Raw genomic sequence first — 19209 nt, forward strand, 5'->3', positions numbered from 1 at the left:
CATTCATCGACAGTCTGCCTCTGGCCAAGGAGAAGATGCTCGTCGCATAAGACGATCTGACAATCAGGAGAAACCAAACATCCAGGAACCCCAACATAAAATGTCAGATCAAATCTTGGTTTTTACAAATTAATGCATGGATTTTCTAATAGGGATAGTACACGTTTATTTCGCAGGCAGATGTTTTTCGCGATGTGCTCTGCACTTCGTATTAAGTCTGCACGTCAGTATGATTCTCTTGCAGAAGCCATTTGGCAGGTGCAAAACCGTACCCGTCATACCGATCGTATAATCGGAAAACGCAGCATCGGCAGCACCCTTTTGGTGAAGGGCCTTGAGTTTGATCACGTTGTGATTGTGCATTCGAATAATATGAGCCGAAAGGACTGGTATGTTGCTCTCACGCGTGCGACAACTAGTTTGACGATACTTGCCCCGTCCGAAGTATTTTCGCCGGCAGAAAAGTGATGGCCATGGTTGGGGCCGCGAATTCGGGGGACACCATACTTAATTCCATCTGAAGGGGCAGGTCTGCTCCTGGCTCATCTAAAACGGGGCGAATCAAATAGACGATATGAGAAAGAAAACCTTAGGATGTTTGCTAAATCTGGTTAAGCAGTAATCTCGACCTCTGTTCCCACCTGTACTACCTCCAGAGTTCTTCAATCTCCGAATTTGGCACAGCAACACAACCCGCCGCCCAAATTAGTAAGCAGATGGGGTTGCCACAGCCCCAGCGAAACGTCATACACCTTCAGTAATCGCCCCTGAAGTAAGTCGCCTTATTGCACAGGACCAAGGCTCACAGTGAGTGTGAGGGTGTTGCTGGTGACATTACCGACCAACGCCGTAATCAGAGCTATTCCAGGTGCAACGCCGGTGACTACGCCATCTGTTACGGTGGCGACGTTGTTATTCGAAGAAGCCCAGGAGAAAGTGACCCCCGTGATCACGTTGCCGTCGATATCTCTTGCCTCGGCAGTAAGGGTTGCGCTTTGGCCGACGACAATCGTGCCGGCAGCGAGTGGAAAAGTGGCAGAGGAGAAGGTAATCGAAGCAACTTCTGGAGTCGACTCGTCAGAACCGCTGCCCCCACCGCATCCAACCATGAATGCCATGAGTAAAATCGGGACGATGAGCTTCGGGAGGGGAGAACGGTGGGGTCTGATCGGGAAAGGAACGTGCTGAAGCGTCGGAGTGCACGCCAGCATCCATCGCCGGTGGAGGAAAAGAAGAAGCAAACGAAATCTGATTGTATATACCATATTTTAAATCCGAGTGTGATGAGAAAAACTCTGAAGAGGTCAAGTCTGCTCTTGGCTCATCTAGAGTGAGAGAGAAAAACCTTAGAAAGTTTTCTCATTTTGTTTAAGAAGTAATCTCGACCTCCGTCCCCACCGGCACTACCCTCCAGAGCTCTTCAATCTCCGGATTGGTCACCGCAACACATCCCGCCGTCCAATCAAAAAGCAGATGGAGTCGCCCCAGCCAACCGAAGCCGTTACGAACGCCATGAATCATAATCACCCCGCCCGGCAGAAAATTTTCCCAAAGATGTAACCCGAGAGAGCTCCGATTGGCATGCCAATAAATAAACCGGCTGGGACCGAAGCGAAAGCTACATAGAAGAACAACGTTGCACGCGACGCCGGTGCTCCGTCGGCTTGGGAGAGATAAATACCGAAGAGTAGGGCAGTTACCAAAGTATTCAAGCAACCTGCAATTGATCCGTACCAGATTATCGCCCATTTTCGAGCAGAGAGTCCTTTGTAATTGGTGCGACGAAGGTACCAATAAAGCAACAGACCTGTAATAGATCCTGCTGCTGTAAATATGACGACAAGCATCCAATTTTCGATGATTAATCCAAAAAAGCTCTCCTTTAGATGATTCCCAAAGGCGGCTCGATGGTCGAAAGATGTAGCCTGATAACCCGCTCGTGATTGCACTCCAAAGTGGAATTGCCCACGACAGAAGCCTTTGCTGAGATTCAGTGATTGAAACTTTATTCTCCATCCTTCTCCATGAATCATGCAAATGGTCATAAAGCGGAAAGAATTTTATCATCAGCCGTCACTACATAAATACCATATTTGAAAAAGAGTGGAGGTTTTCAGTTTTGCACACTAGATCGATTGGATCTCTCGTGGGCATGATACATTCTGATGAAAGATTCCATTTCGAGAATAGATCAAATATCACACGATCCAATCAAAAAGTAGGCGTAGTTGGCCTCGCCATCCGAAGTCATCCCACCTCATAAATTATTTCTCCTATTTATCTCTTCCCCTCACTCCGGTATAATCCCGTCCGATCACGTTCGCCGATGTGCAAACGCCTCAAGCGGGAGGAACCCAAATGAACACAGAGTTGATTGTGGCGCTGATCTCCGGCGGAATTGCGCTGGTGTCGGCCGGATTCGCCATGTGGGGACAGTTCACCTCCGCGCGGCTGGCCGCCGATTTACAGAACCTTCAATTGGCCGAAGCCCGGCGGCTCGAACGGGAGAAGACCGTCTCCCGCTACCGGGAGCCGCTCGCGCGGGCCGCCCACGATCTGCAAAGCCGCTTGTATAACATCCTGGCCCAGGGCTTCATGCATCTTTCCGCCGAGAACAAGACCGAGCGGGAGCGATCGTACGTTCTGAACAACACCGTTTACCTGATCGCCCAGTACTTCGCCTGGACCGAGATCATCCGCCGCGATATTCAGCACATCGATCTCGGCACGGAGGAGGAGACCACCAAACTGGCGCGATTGCAGGACAACACCTACCGGCTCTGGCAGACCGACCGGTTCGGTTCCCTCTTTCGCGTGTTCGCCGGAGAGCAGCGGGCCATCGGCGAGCGAATGATCATCGAGACCCCAAGAGGACCCGAATGCATCGGCTACTCCGCCTTCCTCGATCAGAACCTAAGTGAAAAAGACCCCCTCCTGAATGCCCTGAGAGAAGACGTGCGGGAATGTTCGGCGAGTTTGGAAGAAGCCCGCCCGCGTTTGATCGCGATTCAGAACGTCCTCATCGACCTCCTCGATTTTCTCGATCCTAATTACGTCCGGTTTCCGAAAGAGCGCAGACGGAAGGTGGGGCAATAGGCCGTTCGTTAACTCTATTCTTGCCATATGGAACGGAGTAGACCTATGAAGAAAGGGGGACGATACGACACTTCCGGTTTGATCGAGGCCCAATTCGAGCCCGGCTCGCGCGGACGGGTGTTGAGGAATCTTCTTGAAATCAAGAAAAAGCGCGTGATGGACCAAGTGGAGCAGCGTGAGCAGTTTCGAGCGATTGAGGAACTGATTCGATTATATGATTAGGAGCACCGCTTCACTGCAGCCGATGTGTGCAAGATTCACAAGACTTGGCTAGGTCCGATTTATGTATGGGCGGGGCAATATCGTCAGGTGAATATCTCCAAAGGCGATTTCCCGTTTGCCGCCGCCGGGCAAATTTCTCGGCTGATGTCCGATTTTGAAAACGGTCCGCTTCGTGACTTCACTCCCTGTCGCTTTCGTCCTACTGAAGAAATCGCAAAAGCGATTGCCGTCGTTCATACGGAATTAATTTTGGTCCATCCCTTTAGAGAAGGAAACGGACGGGTCGCGCGACTATTGGCGAATCTGATGGCATTGCAAGCCGGTCTGCCGCTTCTGGATTTTACCGGTTTTAAAGGGCGCAAACGACAAATATATTTTACAGCCGTCCAAGCGGGAATGGACCGCGATTACAGGCCGATGCAAGAAGTTTTCACGGTTATTATTGATAAGTCTCTTCGGATTCTGCGACAGTGAAGATTTTATTAGAAACAGAATCTGAAGGGGCTGGTCCGGTCGAGACGATATAGCCGGTTTCAATGGCGGTAGAGGAAGTGACGGCCGTATAGATCAATGCACGGCGTTGTTCCGGGTCTCTTAGATATGGATTTGTTTCGACAAGCGGTTTGTTCGGCATGGAAGAAGTATATCATAATCCCCTTGGAAGATCATTTACTCATTCATGGTCAGGCCGCCTCAAACCCATGTTTTCCGCAGAGGCCCGCCTTTCAGCGACCCCCTTCTCGGCCCGATCCTCATCGATAAGTGCGATGGAAGAGCGCCCCTTTATCCGGTGGGTCCGATTTCGCTATACTTGACTGACCTGGAGCAGAAGCGGTAAAGGAGGTCGATATGGCAGGAGATAAGATGTGGTTGTTCCCTTTTGTATTGGTCCTGGTCTTTTCTGCGGTCTCCGCGGAGACCGCGTATTCGCAGAGAATCGAGAACCGGGAAGCGAACCGGGAGGGATGGATCGATCCTGAGACGAAATCAGCCGGATCCACCCTGATAGAGGAGCGGCGGCGGGCGGAGCTGGCGGAGCAGAGGGCGGCGGCGAACATGGAGGGGATGGAGAGGCAAGGGCGTAGGCAGGCCAATAAAGAGGGGAGCCGGATGGGCGAAAGAACGGAGCGCCGGTCGGCAGACTTTTCCGCTCCCGGCGCGCTCAACAACCGTTCCGAACAATCCAAATGAAAACAGAGACTGATTTGAACACGCACGCGCGTCGCATGGTTCGCTTTCACTCACGATGTTAGCAGAGGCGCTTCGCGCTTCATTCCTGTGGGCACATTCCTCGCAGCTTGCTGCGGGGAGCTTCAATCAAAAGAGGCGCTTCGCTGTATGAGAGCGAAGCGCCTTTCCAAAGAACCACGGAAAGGATCACATCCGTGCTGCTTCCGATAATCTGTCTCTTGTAATCCGGCCTAGATATTTCTATACTATTAAGGTCGTGTTGCGCCCATTCCCCTGTTGCGAACATCCCCAAGACCTGCGTCTCTGACCCTACCATGGGTTCTATAAAGAGGATGAAGCACACGTCCGTATTGTGTAGGATCCTTAAAAAGACCCTGTCTATTCAATTTTTAAATGAAAGAGGGCATCATGGAGAGAGAAAAAACGGTTTCTAGTTTATCCGCCGACCTCGATATTCCGCTGGAGCGCGACATCTTCTTGCGGACCCTGGTGAGAGAGTTGTCCGGGAACTTGCAGGAGATCATCGGGATCGATGAGGCCTCCGGTTTCGTCAGTTTGGTGGGACAGAACATGGGAATGGCGATCGACCAGGACTATAAAAAAGCGCTCGGCGTCTCTCAGCTTACACGGGAGCAGGTGGCCGACGTGCTGGTCGATCTGAAGCGGCGCATCAAAGGGGACTTCTATATCATCGAGCAGGACGAGGAGAAAATCGTCTTGGGGAACCGGGCGTGCCCTTTTGGAGACAAAGTCATTGATCGGCCGGCCATGTGCATGATGACTTCGAATGTCTTCGGGTCGATCGCGGCGGAAAATCTCGGGTATGCCAAGGTCGAGCTTCAGAAGATGATTGCCTTGGGCGATCCCGGCTGCCTGGTGGTCGTTCATCTCAAACAAACGCCGGCGTCCGATGCATGCAGGGGAAGGGAGTATTTTAAGGGAGACCGTTCCGAGTGACCCCCAACGAATTCTTGGCCGTCGCCAAGACCCTTCCAGAGGGAATGCTGCTTGTATCAGGCGCAGGAAAAATCCTTGCCGCCAACCGGGCCCTGGGAGATCTTTTAGGCGCCTCTTCCGAAGGGCTGATCGGGAAGCGTCTCTTCGACGTTGCAGCCTCTCCTCCGGACAAGATCAAGACCTATCTTCAAGTCTGCTCGCGCAGCGGTCAGATGATGATCGGGACCCTCTCCTTCCACTTTCCACCGAAGAAGATTGACTGCCGCGCGGAAGGTGCAGCGGTCGAGCCCGGGAGAAAAGGGGAGTCGTCGAAGATCATCCTCCGGCTGCGGCCGAAGGATTCCGGCTCCAGCCAATTCATCCTGCTGAACCGTCAGATCCAGGCGCTGACAAATGAAATTACGATCCGGCGGCGAACGGAGGAGGAACTCAAGCGGAAGACGTCGGAAGCGGAGGAAGCGAACCGCATTAAATCCCAATTTCTCTCCAACGTCTCTCACGAGCTCAGAACGCCGCTCAATGCCATTCTCGGCTATACCGCGCTTCTATTGGATCAGGTCTACGGCCCTATTGGGGAGAACATCAAAGAGCCGCTGGAGCGGACCAAGCGAAATGCGGACGCGCTTTTAAAGCTGGTCAATGACGTGCTTGATTTTTCCAGGATCGAATCGGGAAAGATGCCCCTGGATCTGGCCCCGGTCGACATTTCTTCCTTAATACAGGATGTGTATGCTGAGATGAAATTTTTCCTTGATCAGAAATCGCTCCATGTTCAATGGAACCTGGAAAAAGCGCTTCCACTGGTTGAATGTGATGCCAATAAGGTCCGGCAGGTTTTCGTGAATCTTTTTTCCAATGCGATCAAATTTACGAATCAGGGGGGGGTGACGATTTCGACAAAGAATCGGCCGGAAAAGGAGGGGATTGAAATTTTAATCCAGGATACCGGCATCGGCATCCGCTCGGAAGAGCTTCCTAAAATATTCGATTTGTTCCATCAGGTCGATCCGACCTCGACGCGAGAGTTCGGCGGCGTCGGATTGGGCCTGGCGATCGTCAAAGAGATCGTCCATTTGTTAAAGGGCGAGATCCAAGTCGAAAGCGAATATGGTAAAGGGTCCACCTTTATCGTCTTTCTTCCTTGCCGAAGCGGTAGACTGACCGCGCCTTAGATTTTCTTTCCAGCATCAGAAGTCAAGCGAACATACGCCTTACATCTTGATCCGTTGTCCCTTTCAACTTCGTTTCTCCGCCGGACGGGGATTCTCTTAAGATTTAAAAAGGATTTCAGAGGGAAAAGCAAGATTGAAGTCAGAATAGAATGAAGGGATTCCCTTCACGCGATACGAACTCCAATCTTGCAGGCGGGCGGAATCAGACCGCTTTGACCGGCGGGTCGGCGATGCTTTTCTTCAGACCCTGGAGCGCTTTCTCGACGGTTTGCGGGCTTGATTCAAAGGCATGCTCCATCACATAGATGGCTTGGGTGATGGCTTGGGTCATCGTTGCGATTTTCTCTTCCTGTGTCATCGGATGCCTTCGGTTAAAATGTGGCCCGCTGCAAGTATCCCGTTCTGCTTGCAATAGGGTGAGGCCATTGTATCACGAACGGCGGGATAAAAGGTTTAAAGCTGTTAAGAAGTGATTTCCACCTCAGTTCCCACCCACACCGCCCTCCAAAGCGCTTCGATCCTGGGATGACCTCACCCATCCCGCCGTCCAATCAAAAATCAGATGCAAACCCTCAGACGGCCCTCGCCGACGCCGCCTCGTTTTCCAATTCCAGATAACGCCGATGCGAAAAACTCTTCGCCACAATGGCGGCCCGGGTGGTGACCTGAAACTTCCTCATGATCTGCTTGACATGGTGCTTCACCGTATACTCCCCGATGTGCATACAGTTCGCCACCTCTTTATTCGTCATCCCATGCGATAAAAGCTGAACCACCCTCTTTTCACGCGGGGTGAGTTTGATCGGCGCCTCGGACGGCGCCGACGCAGGGTCTTGGAAGACGCGCTCGATGAGAATCAGCAGCTGCGTAAAATCGGACTCATCCCGCCGCGGCTGCAGAAGAACGGGGCGGAAAAGATAAACGGCGCCGTCATGATGCCGGCAGACCCGCTCCCGGAGGGGTTCCGATTGTTTGAACGTGAGATAAAGCTCAAAAACGATTCCCCGGTTTTTTCCGGCGAGCCGATCCGTAATCTCTCGGGCCGCTCGGTTTTGATGGAGAATCTCTCCTTCCCGATTCAAAAGGATAATCCCGGGCTCGATCCAGGGTGTCATGAGGGATTGCATCTCCCTCGCATCTTTCTCATTGAAGGGATTCGATCCGACTTGGGCTGGTTCCCGATCTCGATGGGCACGGACGGCAATCGGTAAGGAATGCATCATGAACCTCTCGGCAAGACGTTTTCTATTGAAGTTCTTTCTGTCTCTTTTTCGCTAAGAGCAAAAAGAAGACCATCTTCAATTTCGGGTCATTGGAAGTTCTCCTGCTCGGAAGGGCGCAAAAGAAAGCGAAACCCCACCCGACCCGCGATCCAACCAGCGCCTCTTGACGGAGCCGATTGAATCGGCGAGGATACACTCTGTATCCTTTCAAGATCCTTCCACAGCGCTTTCCATCTTTCGTCTCACGGGATCGGTCGGTTCTCGCCCGTTCCACGTCGATCGCGTCCCCGGCACCGTCATTGCTTTAGGAAAGATCCGCTGAGCAAAGGAATGCCAACCTCAAACCGACAAGGAGAAAGCGATGCGTTACCGAAAAAATATCACCTGCCTGAGCGCCGACGAACTACACGACCTTCGGGAGGCCCTCGCCGGGATGTATGCGCTGCCGGCGTCCAATCCGAACAGCTTCGCCAAACTGGCCGGCTTTCACGGCGGCCCGCCGACCGCTTATTGCCGCCACGGCGCGCCGGGCTTCTTCACCTGGCATCGGGCTTATCTGATGGCGTTCGAGAACGCCCTCCGGTCGATCCGCTGTGATGTCACCCTCCCGTTCTGGGATTGGTCCTCGGGCCCGACGACCGGGGTGCCGGAGCCGTGCCGCCATCCGACGTATGTGAACCGCTCGGGCGCCACGGTGGCGAACCCGCTCTACAGCGGAACGCGCTCGGGCGGGGGCAAGACGGCGCGCCGGGCCGATATCGATACCACCGCCTATGATGATCTGGCGGCCACGGCCCAGACGGCGCTGACGGCGGCGACCTTTACCTCCTTCCAGAACCAGATCAACGGCGTCCACGGCTCGGTGCATGTTCGCACCGGCGGCGACATGGGCTCGGTGCCGACGGCGTCGTACGACCCGATCTTCTATCTGCATCATGCAAATGTCGATCGGCTCTGGGCGCAGTGGCAGGCGAGCCATCCGGGGGCGCTGCCGGCCTCCGAAGCGACGTTCGCCCTCGAACCGTTCAACCGCCCCTTCACCCTTCAGTGGCAGACCGGCACCGACGTCGAATCGACGGCGGCGCTCGGCTATCAGTATCGCCGCTTCTGTCTGATCTTCCCGCCGATCCGGATTTGGGAGCTGGTCGCGATCGAATGGCCCTGGACGATCCGGGAGCAGATGACGTCGGCCCGCCTGTTGATCAAGAGCACACAGATGCAGAAGAGGCCGATGGAGATCCGAGCGTTTCTCAACCAGCCGGAGGCGAATGCCGGGACGAAAACCGCCGGTAATCCGGCCTTCGCCGGCGCGGTCGGATTCCTCGGCCATGGCGAGGGGACGCGGCACGATCATTCGACGGAAGCATGCCGGGAGTGCGCCCAGCTTGGGCACACGCACAAACATGCCGATCATGCCCACGATCATTCGGACCATCCTCATTCCGAGCAAGCGGGGAGAGGGGGGGAAGAACGGATGGATGTGGAGATCGATTTGACCCGTGCGCTTCGAGGGGGGGACCGCAAGAACGAGAAGGTGTCGCTGAAGCTGGTGGCCGTCGACATCCACGGCAATGAGGCGGCCGCGGGAGAGGTCGCTGTCGAGGAGATGGAACTCGTCGTGGAATAGGGGCGGGTTGGTCGATGTAGGGGCAGGTTTGAACCCTGCCCCTACACCACCCGCCGATCCGGCATCATCCTCTTCAAAAGAAACTTGACTTCTTTTCCGCTTCGCTTTAACCTGCCGTCTTATCCACTCATGATGAACATACCACAGCGGCCGGGGAGGCGCGGCATCCGATGGAATTCCTCATTGTGAAATTCGATGAAGAGCGGGACGTGTTGATCGATGAAGTCAATCAAGGGAAGACCGGCGAGCTGATCGAGCTGTCGGCGGGGACCTACACCGTTTCGTTGGACGGGGAGGAAGATTTCACGCCGAAGACGAAGAAGATCAAGCTGAAGAAAACCTCGCCGATCAAACCGATGGAGGTTACCTTTGAGAGAGCATAAAGAGATCGTCCGGATCGTTGCCTTCATCGCTTTGTTTCTCTTTTCCCAAACCGGCTGCGCCCACCACCTGGTGAACGACCGGCTTGCCGAGTATCAGCCCGACGCGGGCTACCGCTTCAAGAACCTGACCGACGACGGCAACAGCGACGCCCTCTTCGTCGCGGTCGCCTTTTCCGGGGGAGGGACCCGGGCGGCGGCGCTCTCTTACGGCGTGATGAAAGCGTTGTCGGAAACCGAGATCGCCTGGCAGGGAAAGACGAAGCGGCTGGTCGAGGAGATCGATCTGATCTCGACCATCTCGGGCGGCTCTTTCACCGGAGGGTATTACGCCCTCTTCGGAGACCGGATCTTCACCGATTTCGAGCGGAAGTTCCTGAAGCGGGACATCGAAGGGGAGTTGACAGGCCTGCTGCGGCGGCCGACCAATTGGTTCCGCCTCGCCTCTTTCCATTTCGACCGGATCGACCTCGCCGCCGAACACTACCACCGGACCGTCTTCGAAGAGAAAACCTTCGGCGATCTGCTCGCCCGCAACCGCCGTCCCTTCGTCGTGATCAACGCCACCAACATGTCTCTGGGGGACCGGTTCGAGTTCACACAGGACCAGTTCGACTTTTTAGGCTCGGATCTCTCCTCCTACCCCGTGGCGCGGGCGGTGGCCGCCTCCTCCGCCTTTCCGTTTCTCCTCAGCCCGATCACCCTGAACAACCACCCGGCGCCGTCCAACTATCGGACCCCTCCCTGGGTGGAAAACGCCATGGAGGATTATGAGCTCAATCGCCGCCGGTTCATGCGGGCCAAGATGTTGAAGACATATGAAGACAAAGACGGGCATCCCTACACCCATCTGCTCGACGGGGGGTTGGCCGACAACATCGGGCTGCGGCATGTGATCGATTCGGTCCGGGACGGAGGAATCCGTCAGATGATGAATCAAGAGAAGATCGAGAAATTCGTCGCCGTCATCGTCAACGCGAAAACGAGTCCGCCCCAGGAGATCGATCAAAAAGAAGACGCCCCCCATCTACTGGACGTGGCGGTGAAGACGGCGACGATTTCGATGGACAACTACTCGTTTGAAACGATCGAGCTGATGAAAGATGTGAAAGAAGCGCGGGAGCAGGCGCAGCGAGCGATTGAAGATTGCCAGGGGCTTCTCGCGGAGAGCTGTCCCCTGGCGCCCCGCCTTCCCGCGTTGAAGCAGATGGATTTTTACATTATCGAGGTCAGCTTTGAGAGCATCGACGATCCGAAAGAGCGCGAATGGTTCTTAAGCCTTCCGACCAATTTTTCCCTGAAGCCGGCCGTTGTCGACAGGTTGATTGAAAAGGGGGGCGCGTTGCTTAAAAATTCGGAAGAGTTCCAACGCCTGATTGAAGAGCTTCCCCAATAGATCAGTCAGGAAAAGGAGGAAATATGCGTTCGAGATTTTTTCCCGGAGTATGGATCGTCTTCGCCGTTCTCGCCCCGACCGGGGCATGGGCCGAGAACACGGCGCAGGAGGCGGCCAACAAGAAAATGGTGCTCGAATTCTACGACCGTGTGCTGAACCAAAAAGACGCCGACGCCGCTGCCGAATACATCGGTCAGAAATACATCCAGCATAATCCGATGGTTCCAGACGGGATCGAAGCGCTGCAGGCGTTCGTCCGGAAGAACAAAGCGGAGTTCCCGAACGCCCGCTATGAGGTCAAACGCGCCTTCGCGGATGGCGATTACGTCATCCTCCATGTCCATGCCAAACGATCGCCGGAAGAGCGGGGGGCCGCCATCGTCGATATCTTCCGTCTCGAAAAGGGGAAGATCGTGGAGCATTGGGACGTCATTCAGCCGATTCCGGAAAAGACGGCGAACCCGAACGGAATGTTCTGACGAAACACCCGATCAAAGGAAAGCGCTTCTGATTAAGGCCGAATGATCGTTACCTTGGTCATGACCACCGGGGTGGCCGGCCTGTCACTGGAATCCCGGGGGACATTTGCAATCGCGTTCACGACCGATTGTCCCGAGGTCACCTGGCCGAAAATCGTATGCTTGTCATTAAGATGGGACTGGGGCGCGCCGTCTAAAATAAAAAACTGACTTCCGTTGGTGTCCGGACCCGAATTGGCCATGCCGACCCGCCCGACCCGGTCGAATTTCAAACCGGAAGAAAACTCGTCTTCAAACGTGTAGCCGGGGCCGCCGCTGCCGGTCCCGGTCGGATCACCCCCCTGAATCATAAAACCGGGAATCACCCGGTGGAAAATAACCCCGTCGTAAAACGGCTCCGTCGCCGGGGGTTTGGTCCCCTCGGCGAGGCCGATAAAATTGGCGACTGCGATCGGCGCTTCGTCCTCGAAGAGCTCGATCACGATCTCTCCCAGGGTCGTTTCGATTTTCGCCGAAGGGTTCGAATTTCCGCCGCTCGATGAACCGCCGCCCCCGCCGCCGCATCCGATGATCAAGCCAAGAGAGATGAAAAAGAAAGCCAAAAAAATACGCCGCATAAATTCCTCCAGGGTAAAAATGATTTATCTTCTATGGAGGTGAGTATATCATTGAAAATCGGTTTTTAAAGGGGGCGATGCTCTGAATGGATTGTGGAAGCAGGGGGGAGAGAAGGGTCAGGCGCGGGGGGCGGCCGCGGCGCGTTCGGCTTCTTGCTGTATCCGGAGGCGCTCGGCCTTCGATTCCTCAATCACCCGCTCCAGGACATCGTCGTCGACCATCGTGAGCTGCGCCGCCGCGTCTTTCAGCGCGCCATGTTCCACCGCGCGCGACATCACTTCGGCCTTGGTCTGTCCTTTCTTTTTCCCGAGGAACGGCTTGACGATCAGATAGAGGACATCACGCAGCGGCATAAAGCGCAAGAAGCGGCGGAGCAGGGTGAGGATCTGGATCGGGTAATGGGTCAGCTTGTAAACAAAGAGCCGACGCAGGCCGGCGGTCCGCTCGTCGTTGATCACCGGGCCGGGCAGACAGGTCGGATCGATCTCGGAGCATTTGAAGTACTTATACCAATCGGCGGCGTCGTTGACCAGCCCGCGCTCGACATATTCCTTCCACAACGGTGTCCCGCGGTAGACGCAGAGGCGGTTGAAGCCGAAGGTGTCCAACCGAAGCCGCGACGCAAAATCAAACGTCGCCCGCATATCCTCCACCGTCTCGCCCGGGCTGCCGACGACGAAGAAGCCGTGGACGATCTCGATCCCGGCCTTCTTGGCGGTCGTCACCGCCGACTCGACCTCTTCGAGCGTTTGTTCCTTCTTTAGTCGGTCGAGGATCTTCTGGCTGCCGCTCTCGATCCCGAACATGATCGTCCGGCAATGCGCCTTGGCCATGATGGGGAAGAGGTGCTGGCAGACCGAATCGACCCGCCCCTCCACCCCCCACTCGATGGTGATTTTCTCGTCGATGAGGCCCTGGCAGATCGCCTCGATCCGCTTCGCCTTCAGCAGAAAATGATCGTCGACGAAGTAGACCGCCCCGTAGCCGAGCTCCTGAAGGTACTTGAACTCCTTCACCACATGCTCCGCGCTGCGGAAGCGCCACTTGCCGTCGTTGAAGATCGGAATGTCGCAAAAGACGCACGGCCAGGGACAGCCGCGCGAGGTCTGCATCGTCGTGAAGCGTTCCATCGAGAGGACCGCCGGCACGTCGAGCGGCATCGACTCGATAAAGTCGAGCGGCAGGCTCTCGCGGTCGGGGAACGGCCATTGATCGAGATGGCGCTCCGTCTCCCGGTTCGGATTGTTGATCACCCGTCCCTCTTTCGCCCAGGTCAACCCCAACACCCCCTCGGGATTGTCCAGGTTTGACACCAGATCAAGAATCAGCTGCTCGCCGTCGCCCCGGCAGACGAAGTCGACCTCGGGACATTGCATCTTCACCAGTCCCGCGTTGAGGGAGGCGAAGACGCCGCCGAAGGCGAGGCGGACGGTCGAATCGACGGCGCGGATCTGGCGCGCCATGATCTTTGCGTAGGGATAGCTGGTGGTGCTGAGAAAGCTCATCCCGACAAGGTGAGGTCTCTGCCGGCGGATTTCCTCAATGATGACTTCGTTGGGGGTTTCCGGATTGGCCTGATCGAACATGACGCACTCGTGGCCGGCTTCCTTGAGCACGGCGGAGAGCGACATAATCCCGATGGGGGGAAATCCCATCACGCGGATATTGCCGTTCTTGGCGCGGGTGGCGGCCGGGAGGGCGTAAAACTGCGGATCGCGGATATGGATTAGGAAGACGCGGATAGGGGACTCGCTTCTTTTAAGAGGGTGCGTTGCGGGAGGCCGCTCACGAGTCGGTATGGGGTTGCGTTTAAATTATCCATCGTGCGGCCAGGATACCAGGGAGGTTTCTATCTGTCAACGTGAATCTGTGGTGTCGAGTTTCCTAGCCGATAACCCGTAACATTCTTTCTCCTGATTAAAATACGAGGGAAAGAGAGAATCGGTTCATTCGGAATCCGGCCTCGAGTTAGAAAACGATTTTTTATCCCGATGTGTTTGACAGCAGACTTCTAATCTCTTATTCTCACGAAAAAGGAGCGACACGCTTTGAACATCATCGAAATCGAAAACGCCGATATTTACCAAGGCGCAAACCAGGTCTTCTCCGATCTTTCGCTTCAGATCGCCGCCGGCTGTCAAACGGCCATCCTCGGCCCGAACGGGGCGGGAAAGTCGACCCTCCTTAAACTCCTCTCCGGCGAGATCCGGGCCGCTTCTCACAAGGGGAGCGTCCGGCTCTTCGGACGGGAGCAGTGGAATCTCTGGGAAGTCCGCGGACAGCTCGGCATCGTCTCCCACGACTTGCAGCGCGATTATATGCGTTCCGTCCGGGGCGGGGAGGTGATCCTTTCCGGATTTTATTCGAGCATCGGCCTCTACGGCCATCAGGCGTTCAACGACGCGCAGCGGAAGCGGGCGGAAGAGGTGATGGACCGGCTTGGGATTGCGGCGTTGCAGGAGCGGCGGTTCGCCGAGATATCGGCCGGCGAGCAGCGGCGCTTTCTGCTCGGCCGCGCGCTTGTGCACGATCCGGGGGCGCTGGTCCTCGACGAGCCGACGAGCGGCCTCGACCTGCGCGCCTGCTTTCAATATCTCGACCTGGTCCGGGATCTGATCCGGCGGGGAAAAACGATGCTCCTCGTGACCCATCACCTCCACGAGATCCCCCCCGAGGTGGAGCGGGTCATTCTCCTCAAAACGGGGAAGGTGATCGCCGATGGAAAGAAAGCGGATCTGCTCACCGGCGAGCGGCTGACCGCGCTGTTCGACACACCGGTCAGACTCGCGCAGGCGAATGGCTGGTATCAGGCCCTTCCGGCATGGTAGGGGCGGGTTTGAAACCCGCCCCTACATCTTTATTATCTCTTCTTTCTCTTTCCGCCGATCGCACGCTTTTTGTCCCCAAACCGGGAGGAGCGTTCCCAGAAGGGACGTTTGCCCTGCGGTTTCCACTTTTTTTCTTCGCGGCCCTTTTCTTCGGGCCGTTTGGCGCGGTCCGGCCGTTTTGTGTGGTCGACCCCCGCAGGGGCGTGGCTTCTCGCCCCGGGAAGGGCGCGGTAGTTAAAGTCGGGAAGCTTAACCCTGGGAAGGGCCGGTCCCAGGGTCTTTTCAATCGCGCGGAGCGCTCTTTCTTCCTCTTGAGACACAAGGGTGAAGGCGTCTCCGACCGCTTCGGCCCGGGCCGTTCGGCCGACCCGATGGATGTAGGCTTCTGACGTACTGGGAAGATCGAAGTTGATCACATGCGAGATTTTCTCGACATCGATCCCTCTGGCGGCGATGTCGGTCGCCACCAAAACCTGCAACTGTCCCGATCGAAAAGCATTGAGGGAAGCGAGCCGCTGAGACTGCGTCCGGTTGGCGTGGAGCCGGCCGGTTTTAAATCCCTCCCGTTCGAGCACCTGCGCCAGGCGGTCTGCGCCATGTTTCGTCCGGGTGAAGACGAGAACCGACGACATCGCCGCATCGCGGAGAAGGGTCAGGAGGAGCTGGGTTTTCAGATGCTGCGGAACCGGATAGGCGGCGTGGCGGATGCCGACCGGCGTTTTTTCATCCCCGCCCAATTTGATCCTGACCGGATCGCGCATCATTTCTTGCGACAGCTTCACGATCTCATGCGGCAGCGTGGCCGAGAAGAGCATCGTCTGCCTTTGTTTGGGGATCGACTTGACGATCGTCCGGATATCGGGCAAAAACCCCATATCGAGCATCCGGTCGGCCTCGTCCAGGATCAGTACTTCCAGCTGATCGAGCTTGGCGCTGCCGCGGCGAAGATGATCGAGCAGACGCCCGGGGGTGGCGATCACCACGTCGACCCCGGAGCGAAGCGCTTTGGTCTGGGGCCCCATCGGGACGCCGCCGTAAATGGCGATCGATCGAATCGGGGTCTGTTTCGCCAATTCGGAAAGATGATCGGCAACCTGCACGGCCAGCTCCCGGGTCGGGGTGAGCGCCAGAGCCCGCGTCCTCCCTTTTGAAGGGGAGAGGATCATTCGTTGCAAGACCGGCAGGAGAAAGGCGGCGGTTTTCCCGGTGCCTGTCTGCGCCCCGCCGATGAGATCTTTCCCGCTCAACGCGGCCGGGATCGCTTCGGCCTGAATCGGCGTCGGGCGGGTGTATCCCAGATCCCGAATCGCTTTGACTAAATAGGGGTGTAATCCCAATCCTTCAAACGGCATATCCATCCTTTTGTAATCGGTTGTTTTAGCGTTGCATATGGACCTCTTCATTTAGAATAATCGTTGGAGAGATCGTTTTCTACTGTCCTAAAGGATTAACTCGGATCGGTAAGGAAGGGGTCCGGTTCCAGACCGTTGCCTTCTGCGATATCCCGCCCGAGGTAGAGCGAACGGCGGGCCTCCAAAAACTTTATTTGACTTTGTCTGTGGATCGGTGTATAGTTCAGACAACTCATTGTGGATGGTGCAGTAAAGTAATCGAAAGCCGCAGCCCTCTCAAGGGATCGCGGCTTTTTTATTTTTCGGACACGTTGATGGCAGTGGGTTGGTAAGACAAAATATAACAAGGAGAAGCACAAACATGGTTAATGGCAAAGTGAAGTGGTTTAATGGCAGCAAGGGTTACGGATTTATCACGCGTAATGATGGAGAAGCGGATGTGTTCGTCCATTTTTCCGCCATCGCCGGAGACGGCTACAAATCCCTCGAAGAGGGAAATGAAGTCGAATTCGAAGTGACCCAAGGCCAGAAAGGCCCACAAGCCACCAACGTGAGACTCGTTTCCTAACGGAAATTTCTTCGCACGAAAATGCCCCGATCGGATCGCTCCGGTCGGGGCATTTTATTTTACAATGTAGGGCGGGTTTCAAACCCGCCCCTACATAATTGATGGATTAATGCTTTTTCATCCCTTTCAGGTGGCCTTTGAGGATCGGGGATTCGGCGATGGCCGGATCCTTCGGGGCGAGATGCGCCGCATGATCGAATTGCTCCGTGGCCTCTTTGTGCTTTCCCATCTGGTCGAGCGCTAAGGCCAAGTTGTAACGGGCCTGGGCGAGCTTGTCGTCGGCCTTTGCCGCCGCCTGGAAATGTTTCGCCGCCACATCCCAATGTCCCTGATTGTAATGTTCAATCCCTTCCGCGTTGTGTCCGGCGCCCGGCGAGCCTGCCGGGGCTTCCAGAGCAGGGAAGACCTTCTTTTCATCGGCCCAGGCCCCGGGGACCAGAAGTGCGACGATGAAGAGCATGAAAACCGCCGCCAAACCGCTTCGCTTGATCAATACCATTCAAGTCTCCTTTCGTTGTCCAAGATGGAGTTCACGCGCCCGGTTCAACGACCAACCCGAGCGGGGCGGTCCCTCTTCCCGCGGCCTCTCGCGCAGCACGGGGAGGTTCTACACGCCCTGATGATTGTCCATCGAAAGGAGACGACTGTCAAGTGGCAAGCGGACAGCTTAATTAGCCGCTTTTACTTAGGCCGGATCTTGTTCAACCTCGTGGCCGCGCCGGAGGTCGACCCTCCGCTTTTTACCGGGTTCTTCCTTCCCAAATGGCGTCGAAATAGTTGGACGCGCGGCGGGAGGGGCGGTCGTCATCCTCCTCCCGTTCGATCCGCTCTACATATCCTTCCGATTCGCTGCTTTGATTTTTTGCCAGACGGTGGTAGCGGCTGAACCGGCGGTTTTCGTCGATGTCTTCGCAATAAAGATCTTCTTCTCTCATTTCGGTCTCCTTCGTATGGGATGATGAGCAAACCTAAATTTCCGGATTGAATCGAATGTCGGATTGTAAGGTTAGCAAGAACAATGCCGGTAGGAGTCGCTGCCGGAAAGGGGACGGCGGGAGCTCCCACGACCTTAAAGTGGAAAGTTTTTGCACTGCTCCCGAGAAATGTTTTGCAGGCTTTACTGATTCTCTGCATTCCGGATGGGGCTATCCCAACCGTTTTGCCGCCGATTGCCTCTAAGGGGCGGGTTTGAAACCCGCCCCTACACCGATATTTCTATTTATTTCCTTCTGCCCGATTCGATATAATCCAGCCTGAACGAGAGATCTTCATCGAAGGAGGGTGCCCATCGCATGAATCCGCCGGCGCATAAGTTATTGAAAAGTTTTCTGATCGACATGGACGGGGTGCTCGTTCGGGGGCCGAACCTGATTCCCGGCGCCGATGTCTTCATCGAGCGGCTGAAATCGGAAGGGCGGAAATTCTTGGTCTTCACCAACAACTCGCTTCGCACGCCGAAGGACCTGTCGCACCGGCTGAAGAAAATCGGCCTTCAGGTCGGGGCCGATCATATCTACACCTCCGCGTTGGCGACGGCCCGTTTTCTCAACAGCCAGCGGCCGAAGGGGACGGCCTTCGTCATCGGCGAATCGGGGTTGATGGAGGCGCTCCACGATGTGGGGTATGTGGTGACCGATTTACAGCCCGACTATGTCGTGGTGGGAGACACCGACTTTTACGACCACCCGCGGATTACGCAGGCGGTCCGGCTGGTTCATAACGGGGCGCGATTGATCGCAACGAACCCCGATGTGACCGGACCGGCCGAGGCCGGGATCGTCCCCGCCACCGGGGCGCTGGTCGCGCTGATCGAGAAGGCGACCGGACATCAAGCCTACTTCGTCGGAAAGCCGAATCCGCTGATGATGCGGACCGCGCTTCACCAGATCGGGGAACATTCGGAGAACGCCGTGATGGTGGGAGACCGGATGGACACCGACGTGGTCGCCGGAATCGAGAGCGGGCTGGAGACGATACTCGTCTTAACGGGGGTCACGCGGCGCGAAGATGTCGACCGGTATCCCTACCGTCCGACCCGAATCGTCGAATCGATCAGCGCGATCGAATTGTGACCCTCGGCGTCGTCGACCAACGGAGTAA

At 55.9% G+C, this 19209-nt stretch carries 23 protein-coding genes and 1 pseudogene; 14 read left to right on the forward strand and 10 right to left on the reverse strand.

From position 1 onward, the window contains the following. Positions 1-192 precede the first annotated feature (192 nt). The gene (locus tag MNODULE_RS25540; RefSeq protein ID WP_422666766.1) at positions 193-468 is read left to right on the forward strand and encodes a hypothetical protein; all 276 of its coding nucleotides are present in this window, start codon (positions 193-195) and stop codon (positions 466-468) included. Between the two features lie 314 nt (positions 469-782). Here the strand turns inward: MNODULE_RS25540 and MNODULE_RS19955 are convergent, their stop codons facing one another. The 3 genes from MNODULE_RS19955 to MNODULE_RS24495 form a co-directional block, all read right to left on the reverse strand. Next, positions 783-1118, reverse strand: a complete 336-nt coding sequence (locus tag MNODULE_RS19955; RefSeq protein WP_168062949.1) for an Ig-like domain-containing protein — start codon at positions 1116-1118, stop codon at positions 783-785. A 250-nt stretch (positions 1119-1368) separates the two neighbouring features. Beyond that, a complete protein-coding gene (locus tag MNODULE_RS24490; RefSeq protein WP_202882286.1) occupies positions 1369-1521 on the reverse strand; it encodes a L,D-transpeptidase in 153 nt (50 codons plus the stop codon). Between the two features lie 2 nt (positions 1522-1523). Then, complete coding sequence (locus MNODULE_RS24495) at positions 1524-2033, reverse strand: hypothetical protein (protein ID WP_202882287.1); 510 nt, start codon at positions 2031-2033, stop codon at positions 1524-1526. A 325-nt stretch (positions 2034-2358) separates the two neighbouring features. Between MNODULE_RS24495 and MNODULE_RS19965 the strand changes: the two genes are divergently transcribed. From MNODULE_RS19965 to MNODULE_RS19985, 6 genes and pseudogenes are all read left to right on the forward strand, one after another. Beyond that, a complete protein-coding gene (locus tag MNODULE_RS19965) occupies positions 2359-3096 on the forward strand; it encodes a lysogenic protein (protein ID WP_168062950.1) in 738 nt (245 codons plus the stop codon). A 45-nt stretch (positions 3097-3141) separates the two neighbouring features. Further along, entirely contained in the window at positions 3142-3318 is a 177-nt protein-coding gene (locus MNODULE_RS24500; protein ID WP_202882288.1) for a hypothetical protein, read from the forward strand. A gap of 21 nt (positions 3319-3339) precedes the next feature. Then, a pseudogene (locus tag MNODULE_RS19970) lies at positions 3340-3792 on the forward strand (Fic/DOC family protein); the annotation flags it as partial. A 375-nt stretch (positions 3793-4167) separates the two neighbouring features. After that, positions 4168-4509, forward strand: coding sequence for a hypothetical protein (locus MNODULE_RS19975; protein WP_168062951.1), 342 nt, complete (start codon positions 4168-4170; stop codon positions 4507-4509). A gap of 408 nt (positions 4510-4917) precedes the next feature. Further along, positions 4918-5466 carry a methanogen output domain 1-containing protein gene (locus MNODULE_RS19980; RefSeq protein ID WP_168062952.1) on the forward strand — a complete coding sequence of 183 codons (549 nt, stop codon included), beginning with the start codon at positions 4918-4920 and terminating at the stop codon, positions 5464-5466. Further along, the gene (locus MNODULE_RS19985) at positions 5463-6638 is read left to right on the forward strand and encodes an ATP-binding protein (RefSeq protein WP_168062953.1); all 1176 of its coding nucleotides are present in this window, start codon (positions 5463-5465) and stop codon (positions 6636-6638) included. The genes MNODULE_RS19980 and MNODULE_RS19985 overlap by 4 nt, the downstream gene beginning before the upstream one ends. A gap of 202 nt (positions 6639-6840) precedes the next feature. Here MNODULE_RS19985 and MNODULE_RS19990 read toward each other — a convergent pair whose 3' ends face one another. Together MNODULE_RS19990 and MNODULE_RS19995 are read right to left on the reverse strand one after the other, a co-directional pair. Beyond that, positions 6841-6996: a hypothetical protein gene (locus MNODULE_RS19990; protein ID WP_168062954.1), complete on the reverse strand. Its 156-nt coding sequence runs from the start codon at positions 6994-6996 to the stop codon at positions 6841-6843. Between the two features lie 214 nt (positions 6997-7210). Next, on the reverse strand, positions 7211-7861 hold the full coding sequence (locus MNODULE_RS19995) for a helix-turn-helix transcriptional regulator (protein WP_168062955.1): 651 nt from the start codon (positions 7859-7861) through the stop codon (positions 7211-7213). Positions 7862-8222: 361 nt separating this feature from the next. Here MNODULE_RS19995 and MNODULE_RS20000 point away from each other — a divergent pair, with 361 nt between their 5' ends. The 4 genes from MNODULE_RS20000 (at position 8223) to MNODULE_RS20015 (ending at position 11743) form a co-directional block, all read left to right on the forward strand. Further along, positions 8223-9488: a tyrosinase family protein gene (locus MNODULE_RS20000; RefSeq protein WP_168062956.1), complete on the forward strand. Its 1266-nt coding sequence runs from the start codon at positions 8223-8225 to the stop codon at positions 9486-9488. A 170-nt stretch (positions 9489-9658) separates the two neighbouring features. Beyond that, complete coding sequence (locus MNODULE_RS20005) at positions 9659-9871, forward strand: hypothetical protein (protein WP_168062957.1); 213 nt, start codon at positions 9659-9661, stop codon at positions 9869-9871. Next, positions 9858-11264: a patatin-like phospholipase family protein gene (locus tag MNODULE_RS20010; protein ID WP_168062958.1), complete on the forward strand. Its 1407-nt coding sequence runs from the start codon at positions 9858-9860 to the stop codon at positions 11262-11264. Before MNODULE_RS20005 ends, MNODULE_RS20010 begins: the two co-directional genes overlap by 14 nt. A gap of 23 nt (positions 11265-11287) precedes the next feature. Continuing rightward, the gene (locus tag MNODULE_RS20015) at positions 11288-11743 is read left to right on the forward strand and encodes a nuclear transport factor 2 family protein (protein WP_168062959.1); all 456 of its coding nucleotides are present in this window, start codon (positions 11288-11290) and stop codon (positions 11741-11743) included. A 32-nt stretch (positions 11744-11775) separates the two neighbouring features. Here MNODULE_RS20015 and MNODULE_RS20020 read toward each other — a convergent pair whose 3' ends face one another. Together MNODULE_RS20020 and MNODULE_RS20025 are read right to left on the reverse strand one after the other, a co-directional pair. Further along, positions 11776-12360 carry a peptidylprolyl isomerase gene (locus MNODULE_RS20020; protein WP_168062960.1) on the reverse strand — a complete coding sequence of 195 codons (585 nt, stop codon included), beginning with the start codon at positions 12358-12360 and terminating at the stop codon, positions 11776-11778. 117 nt (positions 12361-12477) lie between these two features. Then, positions 12478-14016, reverse strand: coding sequence for a B12-binding domain-containing radical SAM protein (locus tag MNODULE_RS20025; protein WP_238339680.1), 1539 nt, complete (start codon positions 14014-14016; stop codon positions 12478-12480). A 393-nt stretch (positions 14017-14409) separates the two neighbouring features. Between MNODULE_RS20025 and MNODULE_RS20030 the strand changes: the two genes are divergently transcribed. Beyond that, complete coding sequence (locus MNODULE_RS20030) at positions 14410-15189, forward strand: ABC transporter ATP-binding protein (protein WP_168062961.1); 780 nt, start codon at positions 14410-14412, stop codon at positions 15187-15189. Positions 15190-15221: 32 nt separating this feature from the next. On the opposite strand, the gene MNODULE_RS20035 is transcribed toward MNODULE_RS20030, so the two are convergent. Then, positions 15222-16541, reverse strand: coding sequence for a DEAD/DEAH box helicase (locus MNODULE_RS20035; protein ID WP_168062962.1), 1320 nt, complete (start codon positions 16539-16541; stop codon positions 15222-15224). A 361-nt stretch (positions 16542-16902) separates the two neighbouring features. Between MNODULE_RS20035 and MNODULE_RS20040 the strand changes: the two genes are divergently transcribed. Next, on the forward strand, positions 16903-17109 hold the full coding sequence (locus tag MNODULE_RS20040) for a cold-shock protein (protein ID WP_168062963.1): 207 nt from the start codon (positions 16903-16905) through the stop codon (positions 17107-17109). A 106-nt stretch (positions 17110-17215) separates the two neighbouring features. Here MNODULE_RS20040 and MNODULE_RS20045 read toward each other — a convergent pair whose 3' ends face one another. Further along, entirely contained in the window at positions 17216-17608 is a 393-nt protein-coding gene (locus MNODULE_RS20045; protein WP_168062964.1) for a tetratricopeptide repeat protein, read from the reverse strand. Between the two features lie 241 nt (positions 17609-17849). Further along, a complete protein-coding gene (locus MNODULE_RS20050) occupies positions 17850-18044 on the reverse strand; it encodes a hypothetical protein (RefSeq protein ID WP_168062965.1) in 195 nt (64 codons plus the stop codon). 357 nt (positions 18045-18401) lie between these two features. On the opposite strand from MNODULE_RS20050, the gene MNODULE_RS20055 reads away from it, so the two are divergent. Next, positions 18402-19181, forward strand: a complete 780-nt coding sequence (locus MNODULE_RS20055; RefSeq protein ID WP_168062966.1) for an HAD-IIA family hydrolase — start codon at positions 18402-18404, stop codon at positions 19179-19181. The last annotated feature ends 28 nt before the right edge of the window (positions 19182-19209 follow it).

It is taken from the genome of Candidatus Manganitrophus noduliformans (genome assembly GCF_012184425.1).
Lineage (GTDB): Bacteria > Nitrospirota > Nitrospiria > SBBL01 > Manganitrophaceae > Manganitrophus > Manganitrophus noduliformans.